Genomic DNA, 21,641 nt, shown 5'->3' on the forward strand with positions numbered 1-21,641 from the left:
CCACCTCCTCGCGGAGTCTCACTTACTCAGTCGGCTTCTCGGCCTGGTCAGCCTCGTCGGCCGGTTCGGCCGGCGGGAGCTGCTCGGTCGGCTCCGAGACGGCGACCCGGGCCGCGCGCAGGATCCGGTCGCCGAGGCGGTACCCCGGCTGCATCACCAGTGTCGCGGTCGGACCGTCGACCTCGTCGGAATAATTGTGCAGCAGCGCTTCGTGGATCCGCGGGTCGAAGGTGTCGCCGACCTCGCCGAACTTGACCAGCCCGAGCTTCTCGGTGACCCGCTCGACCGACTCGGCGACCGCCTTGAAGGCGCCCTCGAGCTCACCGGCGTCACGGGCCCGGCCGATGTCGTCCAGGGTCTGGAGCAACTCGGTCAGCACCGAACCGATGACGACCTCGCGATTCGCCTCCCGGTCCCGGTCGACGCGACGCTTGTAGTTCACGTACTCCGCCTGCAGTCGCTGCAGGTCCGCCGTACGCTCAGCGAGCGCCTCGGTCAACAGGGCCTCCTGGGCCGACGGGCCGCCGATCAGGTCCGACGGCTCACGCGGCGGCTGGGCGCCCGGCGTACCTGGCATGCCTGGTGCCGCGCCACCCGCGGGGGCCGCCGACTGCTCGGCGGGCTCCCGCAGGTTGCCGGTCTCCGGGTCGATCCGGCGCTTGTCGCGGACGACGGGCTCACCGTCGCCGAACTCGCTGCCTGGGTCGCGATCGGTCACTTGTCGTCCTCTGGCCTAGAAGAACCACTCTGCTTGTCCTGCGGGCGCTCCTCGTCCACGATCTCGGCGTCGACGACGTCGTCGTCAGTGGTGCTGGAGCTGCTGCTCTCGTCGGAAGAGGATGCGCTCTCGTCCGCCGTACCGGCTGCCTGGGCGTTCGCGTACATCGCGGCGCCCATCTTCTGGCTGGACTGGGCGAGCTTCTCCGAGGCGGCCTTGATCGCCTCGGCGTCCTCACCCTCGAGCGCCTTCTTCAGCTCCGCGGTGGCGTCCTTGACCTCGGTCTTGACGTCGTCGGGGACCTTGTCCTCGTTCTCCTGCAGGAACTTCTCGGTCTGGTAGACCAAGCCCTCCGCCTGGTTGCGGGACTCGACGGCCTCGCGGCGCAGCCGGTCCTCCTCGGCGTACTGCTCGGCGTCGCGGACCATCTGGTCGATGTCGGTCTTCGGCAGCGCGGAGCCACCCGTGACCGTCATCCGCTGCTCCTTGCCGGTGGCCAGGTCCTTGGCGTTGACGTGCACGATGCCGTTCGCGTCGATGTCGAAGGTGACCTCGATCTGCGGCACGTTGCGCGGCGCCGGCGGCAGGCCGGTCAGCTCGAAGTTGCCGAGCGACTTGTTGTCGCGGGCCATCTCGCGCTCGCCCTGGTAGACCTGGATCATCACCGACGGCTGGTTGTCCTCGGCGGTGGTGAAGATCTCCGAACCCTTGGTCGGGATCGTCGTGTTCCGCTCGATGATCTTGGTGAAGACGCCGCCCTTGGTCTCGATGCCCAGGCTCAGCGGGGTGACGTCGAGCAGCAGGACGTCCTTGACCTCACCCTTCAGCACACCGGCCTGCAGGGACGCGCCGACGGCGACGACCTCGTCCGGGTTGACGCCCTTGTTCGGGTCCTTGCCGCCAGTCAGTTCCTTGACCAGCTCGGCCACGGCGGGCATCCGGGTGGAGCCACCGACCAGGATGACGTGGTCGATCTTCGACACGTCGACGCCGGCGTCCTTGATGACGGCCTTGAACGGCGCGCGGGCGCGCTCGAGCAGGTCGTTGGTCAGCTTCTGGAACTCGGCCCGGGAGAGCTTCTCCTCCAGGTGCAGCGGACCGGAGTCGGTCAGGCTCAGGTACGGCAGGTGGATCGACGTCTCAGCGGCGCTGGACAGCTCGATCTTGGCCTTCTCGGCGGCTTCCTGCAGCCGCTGCATGGCCATCTTGTCGCCGGACAGGTCGGTGCCGTTCTTGTTCTTGAACTGAGTCACCAGCCAGTTGACGATCCGCATGTCCCAGTCGTCACCACCGAGGTGGTTGTCACCGCTGGTGGCCTTCACCTCGAAGACGCCGTCACCGATCTCCAGCAGCGACACGTCGAAGGTGCCGCCACCGAGGTCGAAGACCAGGATGGTCTGCTCGGTGCCCTTGTCCAGCCCGTAGGCCAGCGCGGCCGCGGTCGGCTCGTTGACGATCCGGTGCACGTTCAGCCCGGCGATCTCGCCGGCTTCCTTGGTCGCCTGGCGCTGCGCGTCGGAGAAGTAGGCCGGCACGGTGATGACCGCGTCCGTGACCTGCTCCCCGAGGTACGCCTCGGCGTCCCGCTTCAGCTTCTGCAGCACGAACGCGCTGATCTGCTGGGGGGTGAACTTCTTGCCGTCGATCGAGACGTTCCAGCTCTCGCCCATGTGACGCTTGACCGAACGGATCGTCCGGTCGACGTTCGTGGTGGCCTGGCGCTTGGCCACCTCGCCGACCAGGACCTCGCCGTTCTTGGCGAAGGCCACGACCGAGGGCGTCGTACGCGCTCCCTCGGCGTTGGGAATGACGGTGGGCTCGCCACCTTCCAGTACGGCGATGACGGAGTTCGTCGTACCGAGATCGATACCGACCGCGCGGGCCATGTGCGTTACCTCCACGAAGTTGAGTGATGCAGACTCAAGTTTGCCGGTCCTCAGGTCCGGATTCAAATCGGACCACTGCCCGGTTCCGCAGACTTGAGTTCACCTGGCTCAACATTGCCTGACCCACGGGTCATTCCCAACCCCGGGGTGGGATTTTCGGGGTACGGCCGGGTCAAGCCCTGGCCGGACCCCTGCCGCGGAAGGTGTTCCGCGTGGGAAGGTGTGCTCGTGAAACTCCGCCCCATGACGTCCGCCGACGAAACGGCCGTGCTCACCCTGAACGCCGCCGCCGTCGAGCAGACGGACCCGCTGGGCCCCGACCGGCTGGACTGGCTCCGGCTGATCGCTGCCCACGCCGCCGTGGTGGAGATCGAGGGCGAGATCGCCGCCTTCGTCCTCACCTTCGCGCCCGGCTCCGCCCACGACTCCCTCGACTTCCAGTGGTTCGTCTCCACCTACGCCGACCGGTTCCTGCACCTGGACCGGATCGTCGTCGCCGAGCAGTACCGCCGCCAAGGCGTGGCCACCTCGGTCTACCGAGCCGTGGAACGCGCCGCCAAGCCCTTCGATCGCCTGGTCTGCCGGGTCCAGTCCGACCCGCCCGACACCGCCTCCCTCGCCTTCCACGCCGCCCGCGGCTTCGTAGAGGTCGGCAAACTCCGCCGCCCCAACGGCACCACCAGCGCGATGCTGTCGAAAGAACTGGCGGAATAGACGGCCCCGCGCTCTCCAAGGACCGCCGGACTAGAGCGTCCGTACGTCGAGGAGCGCGCGCACCGGCAGGTCATGACGTAACCGGGGATCCATCAGTCCGTCGACGATGACTGCAGCGCCGATCCACTGGGCGCCGCAGTCGTCGGTCAACTGACGAACGACCCGAGCCGTCGCGCCGGTATCGGCCCAGTCGTCGACCATCAGCACCCGGTCACCGGCGTTCACCAGGCCACGGCGGAACCCGAAGACCACATGCCGATCCCGGTAGTCCGGCCCAGTGGTCCGCAGGACCCACCGATCGCTGTCGTTCGCGGGCCCGCCGTTCTTGCGAACCTCGACGAACCCGACCCCGAGCGAAGCCGCCGTCAACGCCCCGACCAGCGACCCCCGCGACACCGGCCCGAGCACCACCGTCGGCTCTTCGTCGTACAAGCCGGCCAACGCCGGCCCGAGCTCCCCCAGCAGCTCCCCATCGCGCCACCACCCGGTCAGATCAGCCGACCCCCGCCAGTCCCCCCGGTCCCACCGCCACCTGAACGCACCCCGAAGCCGCCGACGAACACCCCCGTCGACCCGCCGCGTCTCCACCACCCTGGACATACCCCAAGAGTGACGGCCCACAAGCCACCCCGCACCGCATTTACCCCCGCCCCACCACCCCACCCATCCGACCCCACCCGTCCCCGGGGCGCTCGTCCCGGGCGCTCGTCCCGGGGCGCTCGTCCCAGGGGCCGGAGATCCAGCCCATCAAAGGGGCACGCGAGCCGGACTCCCCACCCTCAGGCGCCGACCCTCCAGAGCCCCACTGGGATGGACCTCCGGGGGCCGCGGCCAACGCCAACCCCACCACCGACCCGGAACACACCCCGCCACCACCCGGTACGCCGACGGGCCCAGCCCGTCGACGGCCACGCGCATGGGGCGAAGCTCCAGCCCACCAAAGGACGACGCGGGCCAGACCTCCCACGCTCAAGTGCCGCCCTCCGCGGCCCCACTGATGGGATGGACCTCCAGGGGCCGTGGACAACGCCAGCCCCCGGTACGTCGATGGGCCGGTACGTCAATGGGCCCGGTCCGTCGATGGGCCCGGTCCGTCGATGGGCCCGGTACCTCGATAGGGCCCCGTCCGTCGATCGGCACGCGCATGGGCGGAGCTCCAGCCCATCAAAGGGCGACGCGGGCCAGACTCCCCACGCTGAGGTGCCGACCCTCCTGAGCTCCACTGATGGGATGGACCTCCAGGACCGCGGGCAACGCCGATCCACCCCCGACCCGGAGCACACCACGCCGCCAGACCCGAAACGTCGATGGGCCCGGTCCGTCGATGGGCCCGGTCCGTCGATGGCCACGCGCGTGGCCGGAGCTCCAGCCCATCAAAAGACGGCGCCGGCCAGACCTCCCACGCTCAAGTGCCGACCCCTCGCGGCTCCACTGATGGGATGGAGCTCCGGGGGCCGCGGGCAACGCCGACCCCGCCAGGCCCGGTACGCCGACGGGCCCGGTCCTCGATGGGCCCGCTCATGCGGCGGAATTCAAGCCCACCAACTCGTGGGCGGAGCTCCAGCCCATCAAAGGAGGACGCGGGGCGGACTCGCCGCGCTCAGGCGCCGGTCCTCCGTGGCTCCACTGGGGTGGAGCTCCGGGGAGCCGCTGGTCGTGCGGGTTCCGGGGGCCGTTGGCGGGGGTTCGGGGGGCGTTGGTGGGGTGGAGTGGGGCTGTGGATAACTGCCGACGGGGTGGGGGGAAATCGGCGACTATCGTCGGGTGACGGATGTTGTCGAGTTGTTGCGGCTGAGGGGCGGGGCGGCCGGCTTTGCGGAGCTGCGGGCCGGGGCGTCCGAGCGCGCGATCCGGAAGGCGCTTGCGGGTGGGGCTATTCAGCGCGTCGCCCTTGGCGTGTACGCGCTGCCGCCGGGCGCGGATCCGCTTGCCGCCGCTCGTGCTCAGGGCGGTGTCGTGTCGCACTTGAGCGCGGCCGTCTTGTACGGGTTCGAGGTGCTCGAACTGCCGGCCGTCGCCCAGGTGACGGTCCCACGGGGGCAACACCGACGGGAGAGCACGATCGACTGCGAGCTGCGCTGGGCCGACGACGTACAGGCTCTGGACGGCCGGACCACCAAGCTGCGGACCGTCCTCGACTGCGCCCGCACCTTGCCATTCGCAGCCGGTCTCTGTGTCGCGGATTCCGCGCTCCGCAAGGGCGGGATCCAGCGTGACCAGTTGCTCGCCGCCGCGGCGACGCTCCTAGGTCCTGGCAGCGCCCGCGCGAGACAGGTCGCCGCGGCCGCCGACGGCCGGGCAGAGTCACCACTGGAATCCGTACTCCGTGCAGTGCTGCTGGAGGCCGGCATCGAGGGGTTCGTCCCCCAATGGGTGATCCAGGACGAGACCTTCTCGGCCAGGATCGACCTCGCGCACCCGACCCTCAGGCTCGCGCTGGAGGCCGACAGCTTCGCGCATCACGGGACCCGGGCTGCCCTGGCCCGCGACTGCCGACGACACACGCAACTCACCATCCGGGGCTGGCGCCTGCTCAGGTTCTCCTGGGAGGACGTGATGCTCGAACCGGAGTGGGTGGTGAACTCGGTCAGGAGCGCAAGCGCGACAACCCCGGTCGATCGTGGAAAAGCGGCGGCAAGGACACAGCAGCCGGGCTTGCGGGCCGTCCATTGACGGGAATTCGTGACTTTTGATCAAATGTGGCGGAAAAGCGGGAAAAAGTGACGTTTCTCTTGACGCTCCACGGTCTGGGCCGGAGGCTTTGGCGAAGTGCCCTGAACGCCCAATCTCGGCACCTCGAAGGGGGTTATTCAAGAATGAACTTCCGCCATTTCACCCTGCGCTCAATCGCTATCGCCGCCGCTGCTCTGCTCGGCGCCGCAGCCTTGACGCCACCACCCGCACTGGCCAGCCATGGCCAGGGCGCCGCCAGTGGAATCCTGAACACCGTCACCTGGAGGGTCTGCGTCTCCGGCTGGATCGACGGCCAGAACGCGTCCCACTACGCCATCGGACAGGTCAGTGCGACTGAGGTCAACGCCAGCAGCGTGCACTGTCCTGGCAGCTGGAACGTCTCGTCCTACGCGGCCAGCTATCCCGACAGCTGGTACGGCTCGACCAGCTGCGTCCGGTGGTCCGGCTCGCGCTGCGCGGAGAAGGCGGTCAAGCTGAACGGCCGCACGATTGGTACCACCACCCAATGGCGCAAGACGGCGACGCACGAGTTCGGTCACGTCGCCGGACTGGGTCACCGCAGCACCAATTCCTCCTGCATGACCCAAGGCGCCGCGCCGCCGATCGTCACCGTGTTCGACGCGCACGACAAGAGTTCCATCAATGCGAACTACTGATCCGGCCAGCGGGCAGAAAGGAAGAATTCCGATGCTCAATCGATCGAAAATCGCCGCTGCGCTGAGCGCCGCCGCACTGGCCGTGCTATTGGTTGGTTGCGGTAGCAGTCAGGAACCACAGGCCGCGGAGCACGACCACGCGACCCATCAGCACGACGACGACCGCTCGTTCTACCAGCACGCCGACGGGACGGAGGCGAACACGGACACCTACGACAGCGTCCCCAGCGCCGACCTGAAGGGGTTGGCCAAGGCCTCCGACCTGGTGGTCCGCGGCCAGATCACCAAGGCCCAGAAGGGCGTCCTGATCGCCAAGGGCGACCCGACGGCGAAGTACACCGTCTTCACCGTGAAAGTCAGTGACACGGTCCGGGGCAACCAGGCCCAGCAGATCGACTTCGCCCTGATGACCGAGATCAGCGGCTCTCAGGTGGTCGTCGAGGATCGGCCGACGCCGAGCGTCGGCTCCGAAGTGATCCTGACTCTGACCAAGATCGCCCCGGAGTTCAAGCGCGAGGGGTACGTCCTCACCAACCAGAGCGGTCTGCTGCTGGTGAAGAAGGACGGCACCGTCGTCTCCGGTCTGGAGGGATCGACACCGGTGGCGAAGCAGGCGAAGGCCCTGCGCACCGCCGACCAGGTGCTGGCCGAGCTCCGGTCAGCAGGCTGACCGACCGCAAGTAGCTAGGCACCTATCAGTGTTCAGGCACTAGGCCTGCCGTCCCGCGATGAACGTATGTGTCACCAGTGGCACGCCGGGGCGGTAGGCCAGGTGCAGGTACGACGGCGCGTCCAGCACGGCCAGGTCGGCCCGTGCACCGGGCTTGATCCGGCCGACATCGTCACGCCGCAGCGAGAGGGCGCCGCCGGCCGTCGCCGACCAGAGCGCCTCGGCCGGAGTCATCCGCATCTCTCGCACGGCCAGTGCGATGCACAGCGGCATGGACGACGAGTAGCCCGATCCCGGATTGCAGTCGGTGGCCAGCGCCACGGTCACCCCGGCGTCGATCAACCGCCGCGCATCCGGGTACGGCGAACGAGTGGAGAACTCGACAGCCGGCAGCAACCCGGCGACCACGCCGGAAGCCGCCAGCGCATCCACATCGGCATCGGACAAGTGCGTGCAATGGTCAGCCGCCGCAGCCCCGAGCTCACAAGCAAGCTGTACGCCGGGCCCTTCGCCGAGCTGGTTCGCGTGGACCCGCAGCCCGAGCCCTTTCTCGGCACCGGCCCGCAGGATGGCGCGCGCCTGGTCCGCGTCGAACGCGCCTCGCTCAACGAAAACGTCCACCCACTTCGCATGCCGGGCAGCTGCATCGAGCATCGGCCCGGTGACCAGATCGACGTACCCGGCGGGATCGTCGGCGAACTCGGCCGGTACGACGTGTGCGCCCAGGTACGTCGTGTCGTCGGTGAAGGACGACGCGATCGCCAGTGCCCGCGACTCGTCCAGCGTGGTGAGCCCGTAGCCGGACTTGATCTCCACCGTGGTGGTGCCCTGCCGGCGCATCTCGGTCACCAACCGGGCCACGTTGGCGGTCAGCTGGTCGTCGGAGGCCTCGCGGGTCGCGGCCACCGTCGTACGGATGCCGCCCGCGCTGTACGGCGTACCGGTCATCCGGGCGGCGAACTCCTGCGCCCGGTCGCCCGCGAAGACCAGGTGCGAGTGCGAGTCCACGAACCCGGGGATCACCGCGCGCCCGCCGAGATCCACCGAACCGTCCGCCGCCGGGGCGTCCCGGCGAGACCCGACCCACGCGAAGCGCGAGCCCTCGATCACGACGGCCGCGTCCCGGAGCTCACCCAGCGCGGCGCCGTCGACCGAGCCGTAGGTGGGATCGTTCGTCACCAGCGAGCCGATCCCGGTCAGCAACAACGAGGTCATCCGGCAGTCACCGCTCCGATCGACGCGGCCAGCTCGGCCGCGACATCCAGTTTCACGTGCTCACCCGAGGCCACCAGATGGTTGCCTGAAGCCACTACATCGCGGACATCGGCCGCACTGGCGGCGAAGACGGCCGTCTCCAATGAAGCGCCCGTGCCCGCGGTACGAACGCTGTCCACCCGTACTGCGACCAGATCCGCCCGCGCGCCGACCTCGATCCGGCCGGCATCGGCGAACCCGAGTGAGCGATGACCGACAACGGTGCCCGCGGCAAGCAACTCCGGCGCCGACCAGTGCCCCCGCTCCTGTGAGGCAAGGCGCTCGTCGAGCTCCACCGCGCGCATCTCCTCGAACAGGTCGATCACCGCATGGCTGTCCGACCCCAACGTCAGCGCGGAGCCGGCGTCCCGCAGGGCGACCGACGGGCCGATGCCGTCGGCCAGATCGCGCTCGGTGGTCGGGCAGAAACACGAGTACGTCCCCGAACTCCCGAGCAACCCGACATCCACCGGCGTCAGGTGGGTCGCGTGGACCGCACTCGTTCGCCCGCTGAGGAATCCCGCTTCGTCCAGCTCCTGCGAAGGCGTCCGGCCATACGCTTGCAGGCAGGCCTCGTTCTCCGCGACCTGCTCGGACAGGTGGATGTGCAGCGGCGCGTTCGGCAAGGCGGAGGCCACCGCGCTCAACTGTTCCTGCGGCACACCCCGGACCGAGTGGGCGGCCGCACCGATCACCACGTCGTCGGCAGCGTGCAGGTCGAGCACCCGCGAGGCCCAGCCAGCCGCGTCGCCGTCGCTGAACCGCTGCTGCACCTCGTTGAGCGGTTGGTCGATTCCGCCTGCCACGTAACAGGTATCGAGCAACGTGATTCGCAGACCGGCATCCCGCGCGGCCGCGATCAGCGCATCGCCCATCGCGTTCGGGTTGTCGTAACGACGACCGCCCGGCGCGTGATGCAAGTAGTGGAATTCGCCGACCGCCGTGATCCCGCTCAGCAGCATCTCGCCGTACACGGCCCGTGCGAGCTGGTAATAGCTGTCCGGCGTGAGCACGGAGGCCACGGCGTACATCTGCTCGCGCCAAGTCCAGAAGGTGCCGCGCTCGGTCTGCGTACGCCCTCGCAACGCGCGATGGAACGCGTGGCTGTGGCAGTTCGCCAAGCCCGGCAGCACGATTCCGTTGAGCCGCACGGCGTCTCCGGGCGCTGCATCCACCTCGACAGAGGCAAATCGCCCGTCCACGACCGTGACCAGCACACTCGCGGCCAACCCGGACGGCAGGAGCGCCTGCTCGCACCAGTACGCCGTCACCGAGCCAGATCCTTCAGTACTGCGGCCAGCGCCTCGACCCCGGCCAGACAGTCGTCCATCTCCGCGTGCTCGGCCGGCGAATGCGAAACCCCGGTCGGATTGCGAACGAACAGCATCGCCGTCGGGATCCCCGCATCCGAGAACACCCCGGCGTCATGCCCGGCTCCGGTCGGCAACACCGGGGCACCATCCAGTACTGCGCTCAGCCGGTCCCGCAGCCCCGGCTCGAAGTCGACGATCGGCGAGACGGACTCCGCCACCAGCTCGACCGTGGTGCCATCCCGTTCGGCCCGCTCGGTCGCCTGCCGAGTGATTGCCGCAAGCAACGATTGCAACGCGTCATCCGTCGCGGCCCGGGCATCCAGCCAGGCGATCACCTGCGACGGTACGGCGTTCGTCCCGTTCGGCTCCACCGACAACCGGCCGAAGGTCGCTCGCGCACCGGCGAGCCGGGCCTGCTTGTTCGCGGCCAGAGCGGTCATCGCATAGGTCAGCATCGGGTCGTGCCGGTCTTCCATCAGCGTGGTGCCGGCGTGGTTTGCCTCACCGGAGAAGGTGAACCGGAACCGCCCGTGCGGCCAGATCGAACTCGCCACGCCCACCGGTGCGGTCAACGCCCGCCCCTGCTCGACATGCAACTCGACGAACGTCCCCATCCGCTCCATCAACGGCGACGGCCCGACACCAGCCGGGTCGATGCCGGCGGCGTTCAGTGCCTCGGACAACGTGACGCCTGTGCGGTCCTTCAGGGCAAGGGCTTTGGCCGCAGGCAGGACACCGGTGGCGATCCGCGACCCGAGACAGGGCATCCCGAACCGCGAGCCCTCCTCCTCCACGAACGCACCGACGCCGATCGGCACCGAGGGAACGAACCCCTCGGCCCGCAACCGGTCGACGGCCGCCAAGGCGGAAACCACGCCCAACGGCCCGTCGAAGGCGCCACCGTCGATCACGGAGTCGAGGTGACTGCCCGTCACGACTCCCGGCACCTCGCTCAGCGCCTCTCCAGCGAGCGCCCTGCCGGCCGGCGACTGCTCCGGCCCGGCTCCAGGCGATGCGGCCGGATCCCACCACGCGACGAGGTTGCCCAAGCCGTCGGATTCCAGGGTCAGGCCGCGGGACACGCACTGGTCGGTGAACCAGTGCGTGGCCTCGCGTTCGGACGGGGTCCAGCCGCCGCGACGGTAGCCCCCGGTCGAGGGATCCTTACCGACGGCGGCCAGCGCCACCCACATCTGTTCGAACGACTCGGTCAAGACAGCGGGTTCTTCGACAGCCAGTCCTTGGCCACCGCGTTCGCGTTCTCGGCGCCGCCGCTGACCCGCTTGACCATGTCGGTCAGCGACTCGGTGGTCAGCTTGCCCTGGACCGCGTTCAGCGTGGACGCCACGTCAGGGCTCTTGTGGTCGGTCCGGATCAGCGGCACGACGTTGTTCGGCAGATGGATGTGCTCGGGGTCCTCGAGGATGACCAGGTTGTTGTCCTTGATCACCGACTGGGTGGTGAAGAACTGGGTCACCTGGATGGTGTTGTCCTTCAGCGCCTTCAGGCTGAGCGGGCCACCCGGGTCGAGGGTCTTGAACTCCTTGAACTCGACGCCGTACTTGTCCTTCATCCCGGCCAGGCCGGCCGTCCGCGTCTTGAACTCGGGGCCACCACCGGCCACCATCGTCTTGCTGACCGCCTTCAGGTCGGCGATCGACTTCAGCGAGTACTTGTCGGCCGTCTCCTTGGTCACCACGATCGCGTCCTCGTCAGTGGCCGTGGACTTGTCCAGTACCTCGAGGCCCTTCGGCAGCGCGCCGGGAAGCGCCTTGTAGACGGCCTCCTCCTCGTTCTCGGTCGCGTCCTTCTTGAAGTAGACCAGGGTGGCGCCGATGTACTCCGGCAGCAGGTCCACCGACTTGTCCTGGATCGCGGCCATGTAGAGCTCACGCGCGCCGATGTTGAGCTTCCGGGTGACCTTGATGCCCTTGGCCTCCAGCGCCTGGGCATAAATCTCAGCCAGCAGCTGGCTCTCCGGGAAGTTCGCCGAACCGACGGTCAGCGAGTCGACCTTGTCGGGCGCCGAGCCGCCGCCCGCGTCGGTGCCGCCGCCCAGCGGGTCGTCGTTACCGCCACCGCAGGCCGCCACGGCGAGCATCGCGGTAGCGGCGATGGCGCCGATGAAGGTTCTTCTGAACACGGGATCCTCCAGGGTCCTCTACTACACTCCGGCCGGTGCCGGAGCAGATGAAGTTGGTGGTCGTCGTCGCCGAGTCTTCGAGTGGCTGCGGTGTCCAGGGGGGTGCATCGCAAGGCGGCGAAGGGGCCTCGATGCGGGGTTCATCGTGGCCCCTTCTCCAACGCAGCGAGGTGCCCCCCTGGGCGCCGCAGACGCCGAAGAGTCGGCGACGACGACCACCCAGTGTCACTGTTGCGGCGCCGACGACCGGTGAGGCCGGCGGACACGGCGTACCGTGCGGCCGCGGCGAAGACGAGATCGAGCAGGATCGCCAGTACCGCGACCAGAACGGCGCCGGTCAGCATCTGCGGGAAGTCCCGCAGGCTGAGCCCGTCGATCACGTAGCGTCCCAGCCCGCCGAGTGCGACGTACGCCGCGACGGTGGCGGTGGAGACGATCTGCAGGGTGGCACTGCGCAGCCCCGAGATGATCAGCGGCAGCGCGATCGGGATCTCCGCCTTGGTGAGGATCTCCCGCCCGGTCATCCCCATCCCGCGGGCCGCGTCGATGGTGGACCGGTCGACGCCGGAGACACCGGCGTACGTCGAGGCCATGATCGGCGGGATGCCGAGCACCACCAAGGCGATGATCACCGGCACCTGACCGATCCCGATCAGCAGCACCACCAGGGTCAGCAGGCCCAGGGTCGGCAGTGCACGCGCCGCGTTGCCGGTGTTGATGGCGAGGAACGCACCCCGCCGGGTGTGGCCGATCAGCAGCCCGATCGGCAGCGCGATCAGCGTCGCGATCGCCAGCGACAGGAACGTGTAACCCAGGTGCTGAAGGATCCGGTTGCCGATGCCTTCGGCGCCTGACCAGTTCGCCGGGTCGCTGATGAAGTCGAGGAAGCCCTGCAGCATGGTCAGGCCTCCTTCACCGGGCTGATGACTCGGGCCCACGGTGTCAGCACGCGTTGCAGACCGACCAGCAGGATGTCGGCGACCAGCGCCAGCGCGAGGGACAGCACCACTCCGACCACGATCGGGGTCAGGAAGTCCTGCTGGAAGCCGGTAGTGAACAGCTCTCCCAGCCCGCCGATACCGATGATCGCGCCGACGCTGACCATCGAGATGTTCGCGACCGTGACGACCCGCAGCCCCGCGAAGATCACCGGGACGGCGATGGGAAGGTCGATGGTCACCACCCTTCGCAGGGTTCCATAGCCCACCGACACTGCGGCCTGCAGGACGTCCTCGGGCACCGAGCGCAACCCGTCGATCACGTTGCGGATCAGCAGCGAGACCGCGTAGATGGTCAGCGCGACGATGATGTTGACCGAGGACAGCACCTGGGTGCCCAGAATGGCCGGCAGCACGATGAACAGGGCGATCGAGGGCAGCGAGTACAGCACGCCGCCCAGCGCCACCAGCGGGTTGGCCAGCCAGCTGAACCGGGTCGCGACGTACCCGAGCGGGATCGAGATCAGCAGTCCGAGCAGCATCGGCACGAGGGCCAGATAGAGGTGCTCGCGGAGTTGCTCCCAGATCAGCGCGGTGTTGTCACCGATCCAGGTCATGGCCGGAGCACCCCGGCGAGCGCGGTGTAGTCGATCACGCCGACCGCCTTGCCGGCCTCGTCGACGCACACCCCCTGCCCGACCGCGGAGGTCAGCACGGAGTCCATCGCGGCCCGCAGCGAGCCGCCGGGCTTGAAGGTGGCACCGACCGGGATCAGCTCGCCGCCCCGCTTCCAGCCGAGCGGCTGCCCGTCGTCGTCGAGCGAAAGGTCGGCCGGCAGCCCGGCCAGCGGCAGGTTGTCGGCCTTGAGGAACGTCAGCTTGCGGTAACCACGATCCTGGCCGATGAAGCTCTCGACGAAGTCGTCCGTGGGGTTCGCGAGCAACTCGGCCGGCGGCGCGAACTGGGCCAGCTTGCCACCGACACGCAGTACCGCGACGTTGTCACCGAGCTTGATCGCCTCGTCGATGTCATGCGTCACGAACACGATCGTCTTGCCGATATCGCGTTGCAGCCGGAGCAGTTCCTCCTGCAACTGCTGCCGCACGATCGGGTCGACGGCACTGAACGGCTCGTCCATCAGCATGATCTTCGGGTCCGCCGCGAGCGCGCGGGCGACACCGACTCGTTGCTGCTGGCCACCGGACAACTGGGCCGGATATCGCTCGGCCAGCTTGAGATCGAGGCCGACTCGCTCGAGCAACTCCATCGCCGTCGCGCGGGTCTTCTTCTTGTCCCAGCCCAGCAGCTTCGGCACGGTGGCGACGTTGTCGACCACGGTCTTGTGCGGGAACAGCCCGGCGTGCTGGATCACATAGCCGATCCCGCGCCGCAGGGTGACCGGGTCGCCCGCGGTGATGTCCTCGCCGTCGATCGTGATCCGGCCGCTGCTGCGTTCGATCGTCCGGTTGATCATCCGCAGCGAGGTGGTCTTGCCGCAGCCCGAAGGTCCGACGAACACAGTGATCTCGTTGCTGGGAATCCGCAGGCTCAGCTCGTCGACGGCGACAGTGCCGTCCGGATACTGCTTGGTGACGTCTTCGAACTCGATCATGGCGCCCCTTCGCGCTCGTCGGAGATCGCCCGAACGATCCTAGCTCTCCCGGCTGGGAATCCTGATGCCTCGCTCGGCGGCTACTTCGTCTGCTCGTTCATACCCGGCATCCACGTGCCGAATCACCCCCATGGCGGGATCGTTGCTCAGTACCCGTTCCAGCTTCTGCCGCGCAAGGTCGGTGCCGTCGGCAACCGATACCTGACCGGCGTGGATCGACCGGCCCATCCCGACGCCGCCACCGTGGTGGATCGACACCCAGGAAGCACCGCTGGAGACGTTCACCATCGCGTTCAGCAACGGCCAGTCCGCGATCGCGTCCGAGCCGTCCAGCATGCCCTCGGTCTCCCGGTACGGCGACGCGACGCTGCCGGTGTCGAGGTGGTCGCGCCCGATCACGATCGGTGCTTCGAGCTCACCCGAGGCGACCATGTCGTTGAACCGCAGGCCCGCCTTGTCCCGCTCACCCTGGCCGAGCCAGCAGATCCGGGCCGGCAAGCCCTGGAAGGCCACTCGCTCCTGAGCCATCTTGATCCACCGGGTCAGGTGCTCGTTGTCCGGGAACAGTTCGAGAATCGCCTGGTCCGTCTTGTGGATGTCCGCCGGGTTGCCCGACAGCGCCGCCCACCGGAACGGGCCCTTGCCCTCACAGAACAACGGCCGGATGTACGCCGGTACGAAGCCCGGGAAGTCGAAGGCCCGGTTGTAGCCGGCCTTGCGCGCCTCGTCGCGGATCGAGTTGCCGTAGTCGAACACCTCGGCACCCGCGTCCTGGAAGCCGACCATCGCCTCGACGTGACGGGCCATCGACTCCTGCGCGCGCTCGGTGAACCCGGCCGGGTCCTTCTCCCGCGCCGTGGTCCAGTCGGCGAAGTCGACCTCGGCCGGCAGATACATCAGCGGGTCGTGCGCGGAGGTCTGGTCGGTCACGATGTCGATCGGCGCACCCTTGGCGAGCAACTCCGGCACCATCACCGCGGCGTTGCCCAGTACGCCGATGGACAGCGGCCGGCGGGCCTGCTTGGCCTCCTCGGCCAGGCTGAGGGCCTCGTCCAGCGAGTTCGCCCGCACATCGAGGTACCGGTGCTCGATCCGCCGGTCGATCCGGCTGGGGTCGACGTCGATGCAGATCGCGACGCCATCGTTCATCGTGACGGCCAGCGGCTGCGCGCCACCCATGCCGCCGAGTCCCGCGGTCAGGGTGATCGTGCCGGCCAGCGTGCCGCCGAACTTCTTCGCGGCGACCGCGGCGAACGTCTCGTAGGTGCCCTGCAGGATGCCCTGGGTACCGATGTAGATCCACGAGCCGGCCGTCATCTGGCCGTACATGGTCAGGCCCATCGCCTCGAGCTTGCGGAACTCCTCCCAGTTGGCCCAGTCGCCGACCAGGTTCGAGTTCGCGATCAGCACCCGCGGGGCCCACTCGTGCGTCTGCATCACGCCGACCGGCTTGCCCGACTGCACCAGCATCGTCTCGTCGTTCTTCAGCGTGGTCAGCGTTCTGACCATCGCGTCGAAGGAGTTCCAGTCGCGCGCGGCCTTACCCGAGCCGCCGTACACGACCAGCTCGTCGGGGTGCTCGGCCACCTCGGGGTCGAGGTTGTTCTGCAGCATCCGCAGTGCGGCCTCCTGTGGCCAGCCCTGGGCGGTGAGGGTGGTGCCGCGGGGTGCGCGAACGGGACGGGGTCCGGACATGTGTGATCCAGCCTCTCTCGATAGATACAGTCAGTTCAGCGGGCCGGTGACGGCCTCGACAGCGGACAAGTAGGTGCCGTCAGCAACGAGTCGGACGGAGTGGGCGATCTCGGGGGCGAGGTGCCGGTCGGTGCCCGGTCCCTCGACATGCGCCCGCAGCTCCCGGAGTACCGCGGCCGTGGCGGGCGAAGGCTCGAGCGGTGCACGCAGGTCGAGTGCGCGCGCCGCAGTCAGAATCTCTACGGCCAGTACTTGCTGCAGGCCGTCGATCGCCTTGCGCAGCTTGCGTGCGGCGGACCAGCCCATCGAGACGTGGTCCTCCTGCATCGCGCTGCTCGGGATCGAGTCGACGCTCGCCGGTACCGCGAGCCGCTTCAGCTCGGACACGATCGCGGCCTGTGTGTACTGCGCGATCATGTGCCCGCTGTCGACGCCCGGATCGTCCGCCAGGAAGGCATTCAGCCCATGGTTGCGCGCGACATCGAGGAACCGGTCCGTACGCCGCTCGCTGATGCTGGCCACATCCGCGACGGCGATCGCGAGGAAGTCCAGCACGTAGCCGACGGGTGCGCCGTGGAAGTTGCCGTTCGACTCGACGCGTCCGTCGGGCAGCACGACCGGGTTGTCGATCGCGGCCGCCAACTCACGGCCGGCAACGGTTGCGGCGTGACTCGCAGTGTCGCGCGCAGCACCGTGAACCTGCGGCGAGCACCGCAGCGAGTACGCATCCTGTACCCGGTTGCAGTCGGGCCCGCGATGGCTCGCGACGATCCCGCTGTCACCCAGTACTGCGCGCAGATTGGCGGCGGACGCCCCCTGGCCCGGGTGCGGGCGGAGCGCCTGGAGGTCCTCGGCGAAGACGCGGTCGGTGCCGAGTTGGCCCTCGACGCTCATCGCGGCGGCGATGTCGGCGGTCTTCAGCAGCCGGTCCAGGTCGGCGAGCGCGAGCACCAGCATGCCGAGCATGCCGTCGGTGCCGTTGATCAGCGCCAGGCCTTCCTTCTCGGCAAGGACGACCGGCTCGAGCCCGTGCTGGGCGAGCGCGTCGGCCGCGTCGAGAAGGTTGCCCTCGGCATCACGAACCTGGCCCTCACCGATCACCGCCAGCGCGACGTGCGACAGCGGCGCGAGATCGCCGGAACAGCCGAGGCTGCCGTACTCGTGCACGATCGGAGTCAGCTGGGCGTTGAGCAGCCCGGCGTACGCCTGGGCCGTGTCGACCTTCACGCCGGTCCGGCCGGTCGCGAGCGTCGACAGCCGCAGCAGGGCGAGGGCGCGGACTACCTCAGCCTCGACCTCGGGCCCGGAACCAGCCGCGTGTGAGCGAACCAGACTGCGCTGCAATTGGGCCCGCAACTCCGGCGCGATGTGTCGCGTCGCGAGCGCTCCGAACCCGGTGGAGACGCCGTAGTGCGGGGTCTCCGCATGCGCCAGCGCCTCGATGGCCGCCCGTGACTTCGCGATCTCCTCGAGCGCCTGGTCGTCGATCCGCACCGGCGCCCGGTAGCGCGCCACCGCGACGACCTCAGCCGCGCTGAGCGGCCCGACGCCCACTGTCACTACCTCGGATGTTTGCCTGTTCACCCGCCCATTGCACCCCGCCGCACGCCTCACCGACAGCACCCCCACCCAACACCCGTCTCAAACCCGAGACACGGAGAGACCCTGGGGCGAATTAGGCTCTGAGGATGGGGTTTGGGATCCGGGCGGCTACGCCGGCTGATGCGGCGGGGATCGCCGGGGTTTGGACAGCGGCGATGCCGCAGCTCGTGCGGACCGCCAAGGCGGTCGAGGCCCAGCTTCGCACCAGTACTTCGAGGGTCGTGCTGATCGCGGTCGAGGATGACGCCGTCGTCGGTTACGGCAATATCTATCTGCCTACGCCGGGTGACGAGGCTCCGCGGGTGCGGATCACCGTGCAGGTGCCGCCCGAGCATCGCGGTCGCGGGATCGGCAGTGCCCTCGCCGACCAGATCTGCGCGGCAGCGGCCGATGCAGGTGCCCACAAGCTCCTCGTTGTCGTGGCAGACGAGGATGCCTCGAAGGAGTTCGCCATCCGCCGTGGCTTCGTGATCGGCCGGCGGATGACACACGCCCAAGCCGAGCTCAGCGCAGTACCGGAGGCGCCGCCCGTGCCGGATGACCTGCGCCTGGTCGACTACGCCGACGTTGATCCGCACCGGCTCTGGGAGGCCTACGCGGCCGTCGCCGACGGAGATCCGAGCGGCCTGTCGCATTCCCCGGCGTACGACGAATGGCTGGCGATGGACTGGGCCGACCCGGACCTGCGCCAGGACCTGAGTGCCGCGCTGCTGGCCGGTGACCAGGTCGTCTCGTTCGTGACGACCACGGCCGACCCGGAGCGCGGGGTGATCTGGTCGAACCTGACCGGCACCATTCCGGCGTACCGCGGGCGTGGGCTGGCCAAGGTGGTGAAGGCGGCGGCACTCACGCGCAGCCGGGAGGCCGGCTTCCACCTTGCTTTCACCGGTAATGACGCGGGCAATGCACCGATGCTCGCGGTGAACGAATGGCTCGGCTATCGGCCGACTGCAGCCGCGTGGACCGCGGAGAAGGTGCTCTGACCTGTGATTCGTTTGTTCCTATCGCTCGCGTTCTTCGCGGCGTTGTCCCTTGGCGTCGGTTTCCTGCTGTCAGGCGACGACTATTTCGACTGGTGGCTCTCGCTCAGCCTGTTCGGGCTGGCGGTGGCCGGTGAGGGTCTGCGGTTCTGGATCCGGCGCGGCCGCGCCAGGAGCCGTCAATCGTCCGTGATCTGAGACAGGGAAGCTACGCTCACTGTTGTGAGCGGCAACGTTCCCGCCTCGACCCGTACTTTGCGGGTACTGACCTTCCTGGCCACCCAGCCCGGACCGGTACCGATGGAGCGCATCGCCTCCGCGGTCGGACTGCCGCGCTCGTCGACGTACCACTTGCTGAAGGCAATGATCAGCGAGGGCTTCGTGGTGCACCTGCCGGAAGAGAAGCGGTACGGGCTCGGGGTCGCCGCGTTCGAGATCGGCTCGGCGTACCTGCGGCACGATCCGCTCGAACGACTGGCCCGGCCGTTGCTGGCTCAGCTCGTCGCCGAAGTCGGGCAGACGGCGCATCTCGGCGTACTGCACGGGCGTGAGCTCGTCTACCTGCTCAAGGAACAGCCACCGCGGCCCGTCACTCTGGTCACCGATGTCGGCGTGCGGCTGCCCGCGACGCTGACCGCTTCCGGTCGAGCTCTCCTGGCTGAGCTGCCACCCGCGCAGGTCCGCGCGCTGTTCCCGACCCCCGAGAGCTTCGTACGCCGTACTGACCAGGGGCCCCAGACGCTCAGCCAGCTGCGCCGCATCCTGGCCGACGAGAAGCGCCAGGGCTACGCGGTCGAGGACTCGCACATCACCGCCGGAGTCGCCTCCGTCGCCAGCGCGGCCGTGGACCACGCCGGCCACCCGGCAGCCGCAATCAGCGTCACCTTCCGCACCGACGTCATCCCCCCGAGCGAACGCTTCCTCCTGGCCCGCCGAACCCGCCAAGCCGCCGACGCCCTGACCCGCCGCCTCCGCGGTTAGCGTCCAGCCGAGCGTGGTCGGCGCGCGCTTGGTGGTGCTGACCCCACCCCGGTCGTGGGCCTGACGCCCGTGCCGAACTTCGCTCCGCCTTCCAAGCTTGAGGCTCTACAGCCGCATCCCTTGGAAGGTGTCACATGTCAGCTCGCCCCAAAGCCCTCGCGACCCTGGTCGCCCTCACCACTCTCACCACGCTCGGCGCCTTTGGCGCCACCGCGGCAGTCGCCGCCTCCGCCGACCCTGTAGTCCACACGGACCGTGGAGCAGTCCGTGGGTTGGCAGAGCAGGACACACGAACCTTCCGCGGCATCCCGTACGCCGCACCGCCTACCGGGGACTTGAGGTGGCGTTCCCCTCGCCCGGCAGCCGCCTGGTCGGGTGTGCGTGACGCCACGCAGTACGCCGGAAGTTGTGCGCAGACAGACCACCCGGTCGGCATAGCGAGCACCAGCGAGGACTGCCTGTACCTGGACGTGACAACACCCACCAACGCCAGGGGGCTCCCGGTGGTGGTGTGGATTCATGGGGGCAGCTTCAAGAACGGCGCCACCAGCATCTACGGACCGAAGCGCTTCGCCGCGCAGGGCAAGGTCGTCGTCGTCCAGGCCCAGTACAGGCTGGGTGCCTTCGGCTTCCTGGCAAGTCCGCTACTCGGCGGGGGATCGGGGAACTTCGGGTTGGAGGATCAGCAGGCCGCTCTGCGCTGGGTCCAGCGGAACGCCGCGTCCTTCGGTGGAAACCCTCGCAACGTCACGATCATGGGCGAATCTGCCGGCGCTTACAGCGTCTGCGATCACCTGGCGTCGCCGACCGCGGCCGGACTCTTCCAGCGCGCGATCATCCAGAGCGGTCCGTGCACGCAGGAGTACTCGGCAACCAGCTACGCGGCGCCCCGGCCTCGAGCGGTCGCCGAGCAGTACAGCCGCACGCTCGCCACCTCACTCGGCTGTACGACGGCGAGCTGTCTGCGTGCGGTATCGACTGAGCGTCTACTGAAGGCATCTGAGCCGGCCGAGTTCGGTCCTGTCCTGGGTGGGCCGGTCCTTCCGCTCCATCCCACGACGGCCCTGACCACTGGCAAGGTGAACCGCGTGCCTGTGTTGCACGGTCTGAACCACGATGAGGAGCACGGCCGCTACAGCGCCCAGGAGGTTCTGACCGGCACGCCGATCACCGACGCTGAGTATCAGGCCGCGGTCCAGAAGACCTTCGGAGCCAAGGCTCCCGCGATCCTTGCCGCCTACTCGGACATCCGCCCAGCCGGACTCGCGCTGTCGACGGTGCTGACGGACTCCCAATGGTCCGTGCCGGCAGCGAAGACCAACCAGTTGCTCTCCGCACGAATGCCGACCTACGCCTTCGAGTTCGCCGGCAAGGCTCCTTGGTACGCCGGTCTGCCGGAGCCGGCCTGGGCTTTTGGCTCGCATCACCTGAGCGATGTCGCCTACTTCTTCGACCTGGCGGTGCTCGAGCGGCTCGACCCGGCGCAGAGCCGGCTGGCGGACGAGGTCATCGCGCGGTGGAGTGCCTTCGCCCGAACGGGCGATCCGAACCTTCCCGGCACGTCGCCGAGCAGCTCGCAGAACTGGCCGCGGACGCGACCGCAGGATCGGGAGGTCCAGTCGCTGACTCCGAGTGGAATCACCCGGACCGACTTCCTCACCGATCACCGGATCGCCTTCTGGAGCTGAAGGATTCGGCGCGGGAAATGCTAAGGGCCACCCCTATTGGGGTGGCCCTTAACAGTGTGAATGTCCGGCGACGTCCTACTCTCCCACGACCTCCCGG

Annotated in this window: 20 protein-coding genes; 8 read left to right on the top strand and 12 right to left on the bottom strand. The window is 68.6% G+C overall.

Going from position 1 to position 21,641, the window contains the following annotated elements:
• Window positions 1–22: 22 nt before the first annotated feature.
• Together grpE and dnaK are read right to left on the bottom strand one after the other, a co-directional pair.
• Window positions 23–718 carry a nucleotide exchange factor GrpE gene (gene grpE / locus A3ES_RS0128240; RefSeq protein WP_020390203.1) on the bottom strand — a complete coding sequence of 232 codons (696 nt, stop codon included), beginning with the start codon at window positions 716–718 and terminating at the stop codon, window positions 23–25.
• Complete coding sequence (gene dnaK, locus A3ES_RS0128245; protein WP_020390204.1) at window positions 715–2,604, bottom strand: molecular chaperone DnaK; 1,890 nt, start codon at window positions 2,602–2,604, stop codon at window positions 715–717. Before dnaK ends, grpE begins: the two co-directional genes overlap by 4 nt.
• Before the next feature lie 228 nt (window positions 2,605–2,832).
• Here dnaK and A3ES_RS0128250 point away from each other — a divergent pair, with 228 nt between their 5' ends.
• Window positions 2,833–3,318: a GNAT family N-acetyltransferase gene (locus A3ES_RS0128250; protein WP_026163275.1), complete on the top strand. Its 486-nt coding sequence runs from the start codon at window positions 2,833–2,835 to the stop codon at window positions 3,316–3,318.
• Between the two features lie 30 nt (window positions 3,319–3,348).
• On the opposite strand, the gene A3ES_RS0128255 is transcribed toward A3ES_RS0128250, so the two are convergent.
• Window positions 3,349–3,918 carry a phosphoribosyltransferase family protein gene (locus A3ES_RS0128255; protein WP_051084830.1) on the bottom strand — a complete coding sequence of 190 codons (570 nt, stop codon included), beginning with the start codon at window positions 3,916–3,918 and terminating at the stop codon, window positions 3,349–3,351.
• A 1,164-nt stretch (window positions 3,919–5,082) separates the two neighbouring features.
• Between A3ES_RS0128255 and A3ES_RS0128260 the strand changes: the two genes are divergently transcribed.
• From A3ES_RS0128260 to A3ES_RS0128270, 3 genes are all read left to right on the top strand, one after another.
• The gene (locus tag A3ES_RS0128260) at window positions 5,083–5,991 is read left to right on the top strand and encodes a DUF559 domain-containing protein (protein WP_020390207.1); all 909 of its coding nucleotides are present in this window, start codon (window positions 5,083–5,085) and stop codon (window positions 5,989–5,991) included.
• 143 nt (window positions 5,992–6,134) lie between these two features.
• A complete protein-coding gene (locus A3ES_RS51650) occupies window positions 6,135–6,668 on the top strand; it encodes a matrixin family metalloprotease (RefSeq protein ID WP_020390208.1) in 534 nt (177 codons plus the stop codon).
• 31 nt (window positions 6,669–6,699) lie between these two features.
• Entirely contained in the window at window positions 6,700–7,338 is a 639-nt protein-coding gene (locus A3ES_RS0128270) for a hypothetical protein (RefSeq protein WP_020390209.1), read from the top strand.
• Window positions 7,339–7,377: 39 nt separating this feature from the next.
• Here A3ES_RS0128270 and hutI read toward each other — a convergent pair whose 3' ends face one another.
• From hutI to hutH, 9 genes are all read right to left on the bottom strand, one after another.
• Window positions 7,378–8,553 (bottom strand): imidazolonepropionase, encoded by a 1,176-nt coding sequence (gene hutI, locus A3ES_RS0128275; protein WP_020390210.1) that lies wholly within the window; start codon window positions 8,551–8,553, stop codon window positions 7,378–7,380.
• Window positions 8,550–9,863 (bottom strand): formimidoylglutamate deiminase, encoded by a 1,314-nt coding sequence (locus A3ES_RS0128280; RefSeq protein WP_020390211.1) that lies wholly within the window; start codon window positions 9,861–9,863, stop codon window positions 8,550–8,552. The genes hutI and A3ES_RS0128280 overlap by 4 nt, the downstream gene beginning before the upstream one ends.
• On the bottom strand, window positions 9,860–11,119 hold the full coding sequence (locus A3ES_RS0128285) for an allantoate amidohydrolase (protein WP_020390212.1): 1,260 nt from the start codon (window positions 11,117–11,119) through the stop codon (window positions 9,860–9,862). Before A3ES_RS0128285 ends, A3ES_RS0128280 begins: the two co-directional genes overlap by 4 nt.
• Entirely contained in the window at window positions 11,116–12,048 is a 933-nt protein-coding gene (locus A3ES_RS0128290) for an ABC transporter substrate-binding protein (protein ID WP_020390213.1), read from the bottom strand. Before A3ES_RS0128290 ends, A3ES_RS0128285 begins: the two co-directional genes overlap by 4 nt.
• A 140-nt stretch (window positions 12,049–12,188) precedes the next feature.
• Window positions 12,189–12,947 carry an ABC transporter permease gene (locus A3ES_RS0128295; protein WP_020390214.1) on the bottom strand — a complete coding sequence of 253 codons (759 nt, stop codon included), beginning with the start codon at window positions 12,945–12,947 and terminating at the stop codon, window positions 12,189–12,191.
• Between the two features lie 2 nt (window positions 12,948–12,949).
• On the bottom strand, window positions 12,950–13,603 hold the full coding sequence (locus A3ES_RS0128300) for an ABC transporter permease (protein ID WP_020390215.1): 654 nt from the start codon (window positions 13,601–13,603) through the stop codon (window positions 12,950–12,952).
• Window positions 13,600–14,598 carry an ABC transporter ATP-binding protein gene (locus tag A3ES_RS0128305; RefSeq protein ID WP_020390216.1) on the bottom strand — a complete coding sequence of 333 codons (999 nt, stop codon included), beginning with the start codon at window positions 14,596–14,598 and terminating at the stop codon, window positions 13,600–13,602. Before A3ES_RS0128305 ends, A3ES_RS0128300 begins: the two co-directional genes overlap by 4 nt.
• 39 nt (window positions 14,599–14,637) lie before the next feature.
• Window positions 14,638–16,293, bottom strand: coding sequence for a urocanate hydratase (hutU, locus tag A3ES_RS0128310; protein WP_026163277.1), 1,656 nt, complete (start codon window positions 16,291–16,293; stop codon window positions 14,638–14,640).
• A gap of 30 nt (window positions 16,294–16,323) precedes the next feature.
• Window positions 16,324–17,877: a histidine ammonia-lyase gene (gene hutH / locus A3ES_RS0128315; RefSeq protein ID WP_040455778.1), complete on the bottom strand. Its 1,554-nt coding sequence runs from the start codon at window positions 17,875–17,877 to the stop codon at window positions 16,324–16,326.
• Between the two features lie 104 nt (window positions 17,878–17,981).
• Here hutH and A3ES_RS0128320 point away from each other — a divergent pair, with 104 nt between their 5' ends.
• From A3ES_RS0128320 to A3ES_RS48760, 4 genes are all read left to right on the top strand, one after another.
• On the top strand, window positions 17,982–18,878 hold the full coding sequence (locus A3ES_RS0128320) for a GNAT family N-acetyltransferase (RefSeq protein ID WP_040455779.1): 897 nt from the start codon (window positions 17,982–17,984) through the stop codon (window positions 18,876–18,878).
• Window positions 18,879–18,881: 3 nt separating this feature from the next.
• Window positions 18,882–19,073, top strand: coding sequence for a hypothetical protein (locus A3ES_RS0128325; RefSeq protein WP_157630785.1), 192 nt, complete (start codon window positions 18,882–18,884; stop codon window positions 19,071–19,073).
• 24 nt (window positions 19,074–19,097) lie between these two features.
• Window positions 19,098–19,856 (top strand): IclR family transcriptional regulator, encoded by a 759-nt coding sequence (locus A3ES_RS0128330; protein WP_020390221.1) that lies wholly within the window; start codon window positions 19,098–19,100, stop codon window positions 19,854–19,856.
• A 134-nt stretch (window positions 19,857–19,990) separates the two neighbouring features.
• A complete protein-coding gene (locus A3ES_RS48760) occupies window positions 19,991–21,544 on the top strand; it encodes a carboxylesterase/lipase family protein (RefSeq protein WP_020390222.1) in 1,554 nt (517 codons plus the stop codon).
• Window positions 21,545–21,641: the final 97 nt, after the last annotated feature.

It is taken from the genome of Kribbella catacumbae DSM 19601 (genome assembly GCF_000372465.1).
Classification (GTDB): domain Bacteria; phylum Actinomycetota; class Actinomycetes; order Propionibacteriales; family Kribbellaceae; genus Kribbella; species Kribbella catacumbae.

Excerpts from the sequence above, each read along its gene's own strand:
- dnaK (WP_020390204.1), bottom strand. The coding sequence starts at position 2,604 with ATGGCCCGCGCGGTCGGTATCGATCTCGGTACGACGAACTCCGTCATC.
- A3ES_RS0128255 (WP_051084830.1), bottom strand. The coding sequence starts at position 3,918 with ATGTCCAGGGTGGTGGAGACGCGGCGGGTCGACGGGGGTGTTCGTCGG.
- A3ES_RS51650 (WP_020390208.1), top strand. The coding sequence starts at position 6,135 with ATGAACTTCCGCCATTTCACCCTGCGCTCAATCGCTATCGCCGCCGCT.
- A3ES_RS0128270 (WP_020390209.1), top strand. The coding sequence starts at position 6,700 with ATGCTCAATCGATCGAAAATCGCCGCTGCGCTGAGCGCCGCCGCACTG.
- hutI (WP_020390210.1), bottom strand. The coding sequence starts at position 8,553 with ATGACCTCGTTGTTGCTGACCGGGATCGGCTCGCTGGTGACGAACGAT.
- A3ES_RS0128295 (WP_020390214.1), bottom strand. The coding sequence starts at position 12,947 with ATGCTGCAGGGCTTCCTCGACTTCATCAGCGACCCGGCGAACTGGTCA.
- A3ES_RS0128300 (WP_020390215.1), bottom strand. The coding sequence starts at position 13,603 with ATGACCTGGATCGGTGACAACACCGCGCTGATCTGGGAGCAACTCCGC.
- A3ES_RS0128305 (WP_020390216.1), bottom strand. The coding sequence starts at position 14,598 with ATGATCGAGTTCGAAGACGTCACCAAGCAGTATCCGGACGGCACTGTC.
- hutU (WP_026163277.1), bottom strand. The coding sequence starts at position 16,293 with ATGTCCGGACCCCGTCCCGTTCGCGCACCCCGCGGCACCACCCTCACC.
- A3ES_RS0128320 (WP_040455779.1), top strand. The coding sequence starts at position 17,982 with ATGGGGTTTGGGATCCGGGCGGCTACGCCGGCTGATGCGGCGGGGATC.
- A3ES_RS48760 (WP_020390222.1), top strand. The coding sequence starts at position 19,991 with ATGTCAGCTCGCCCCAAAGCCCTCGCGACCCTGGTCGCCCTCACCACT.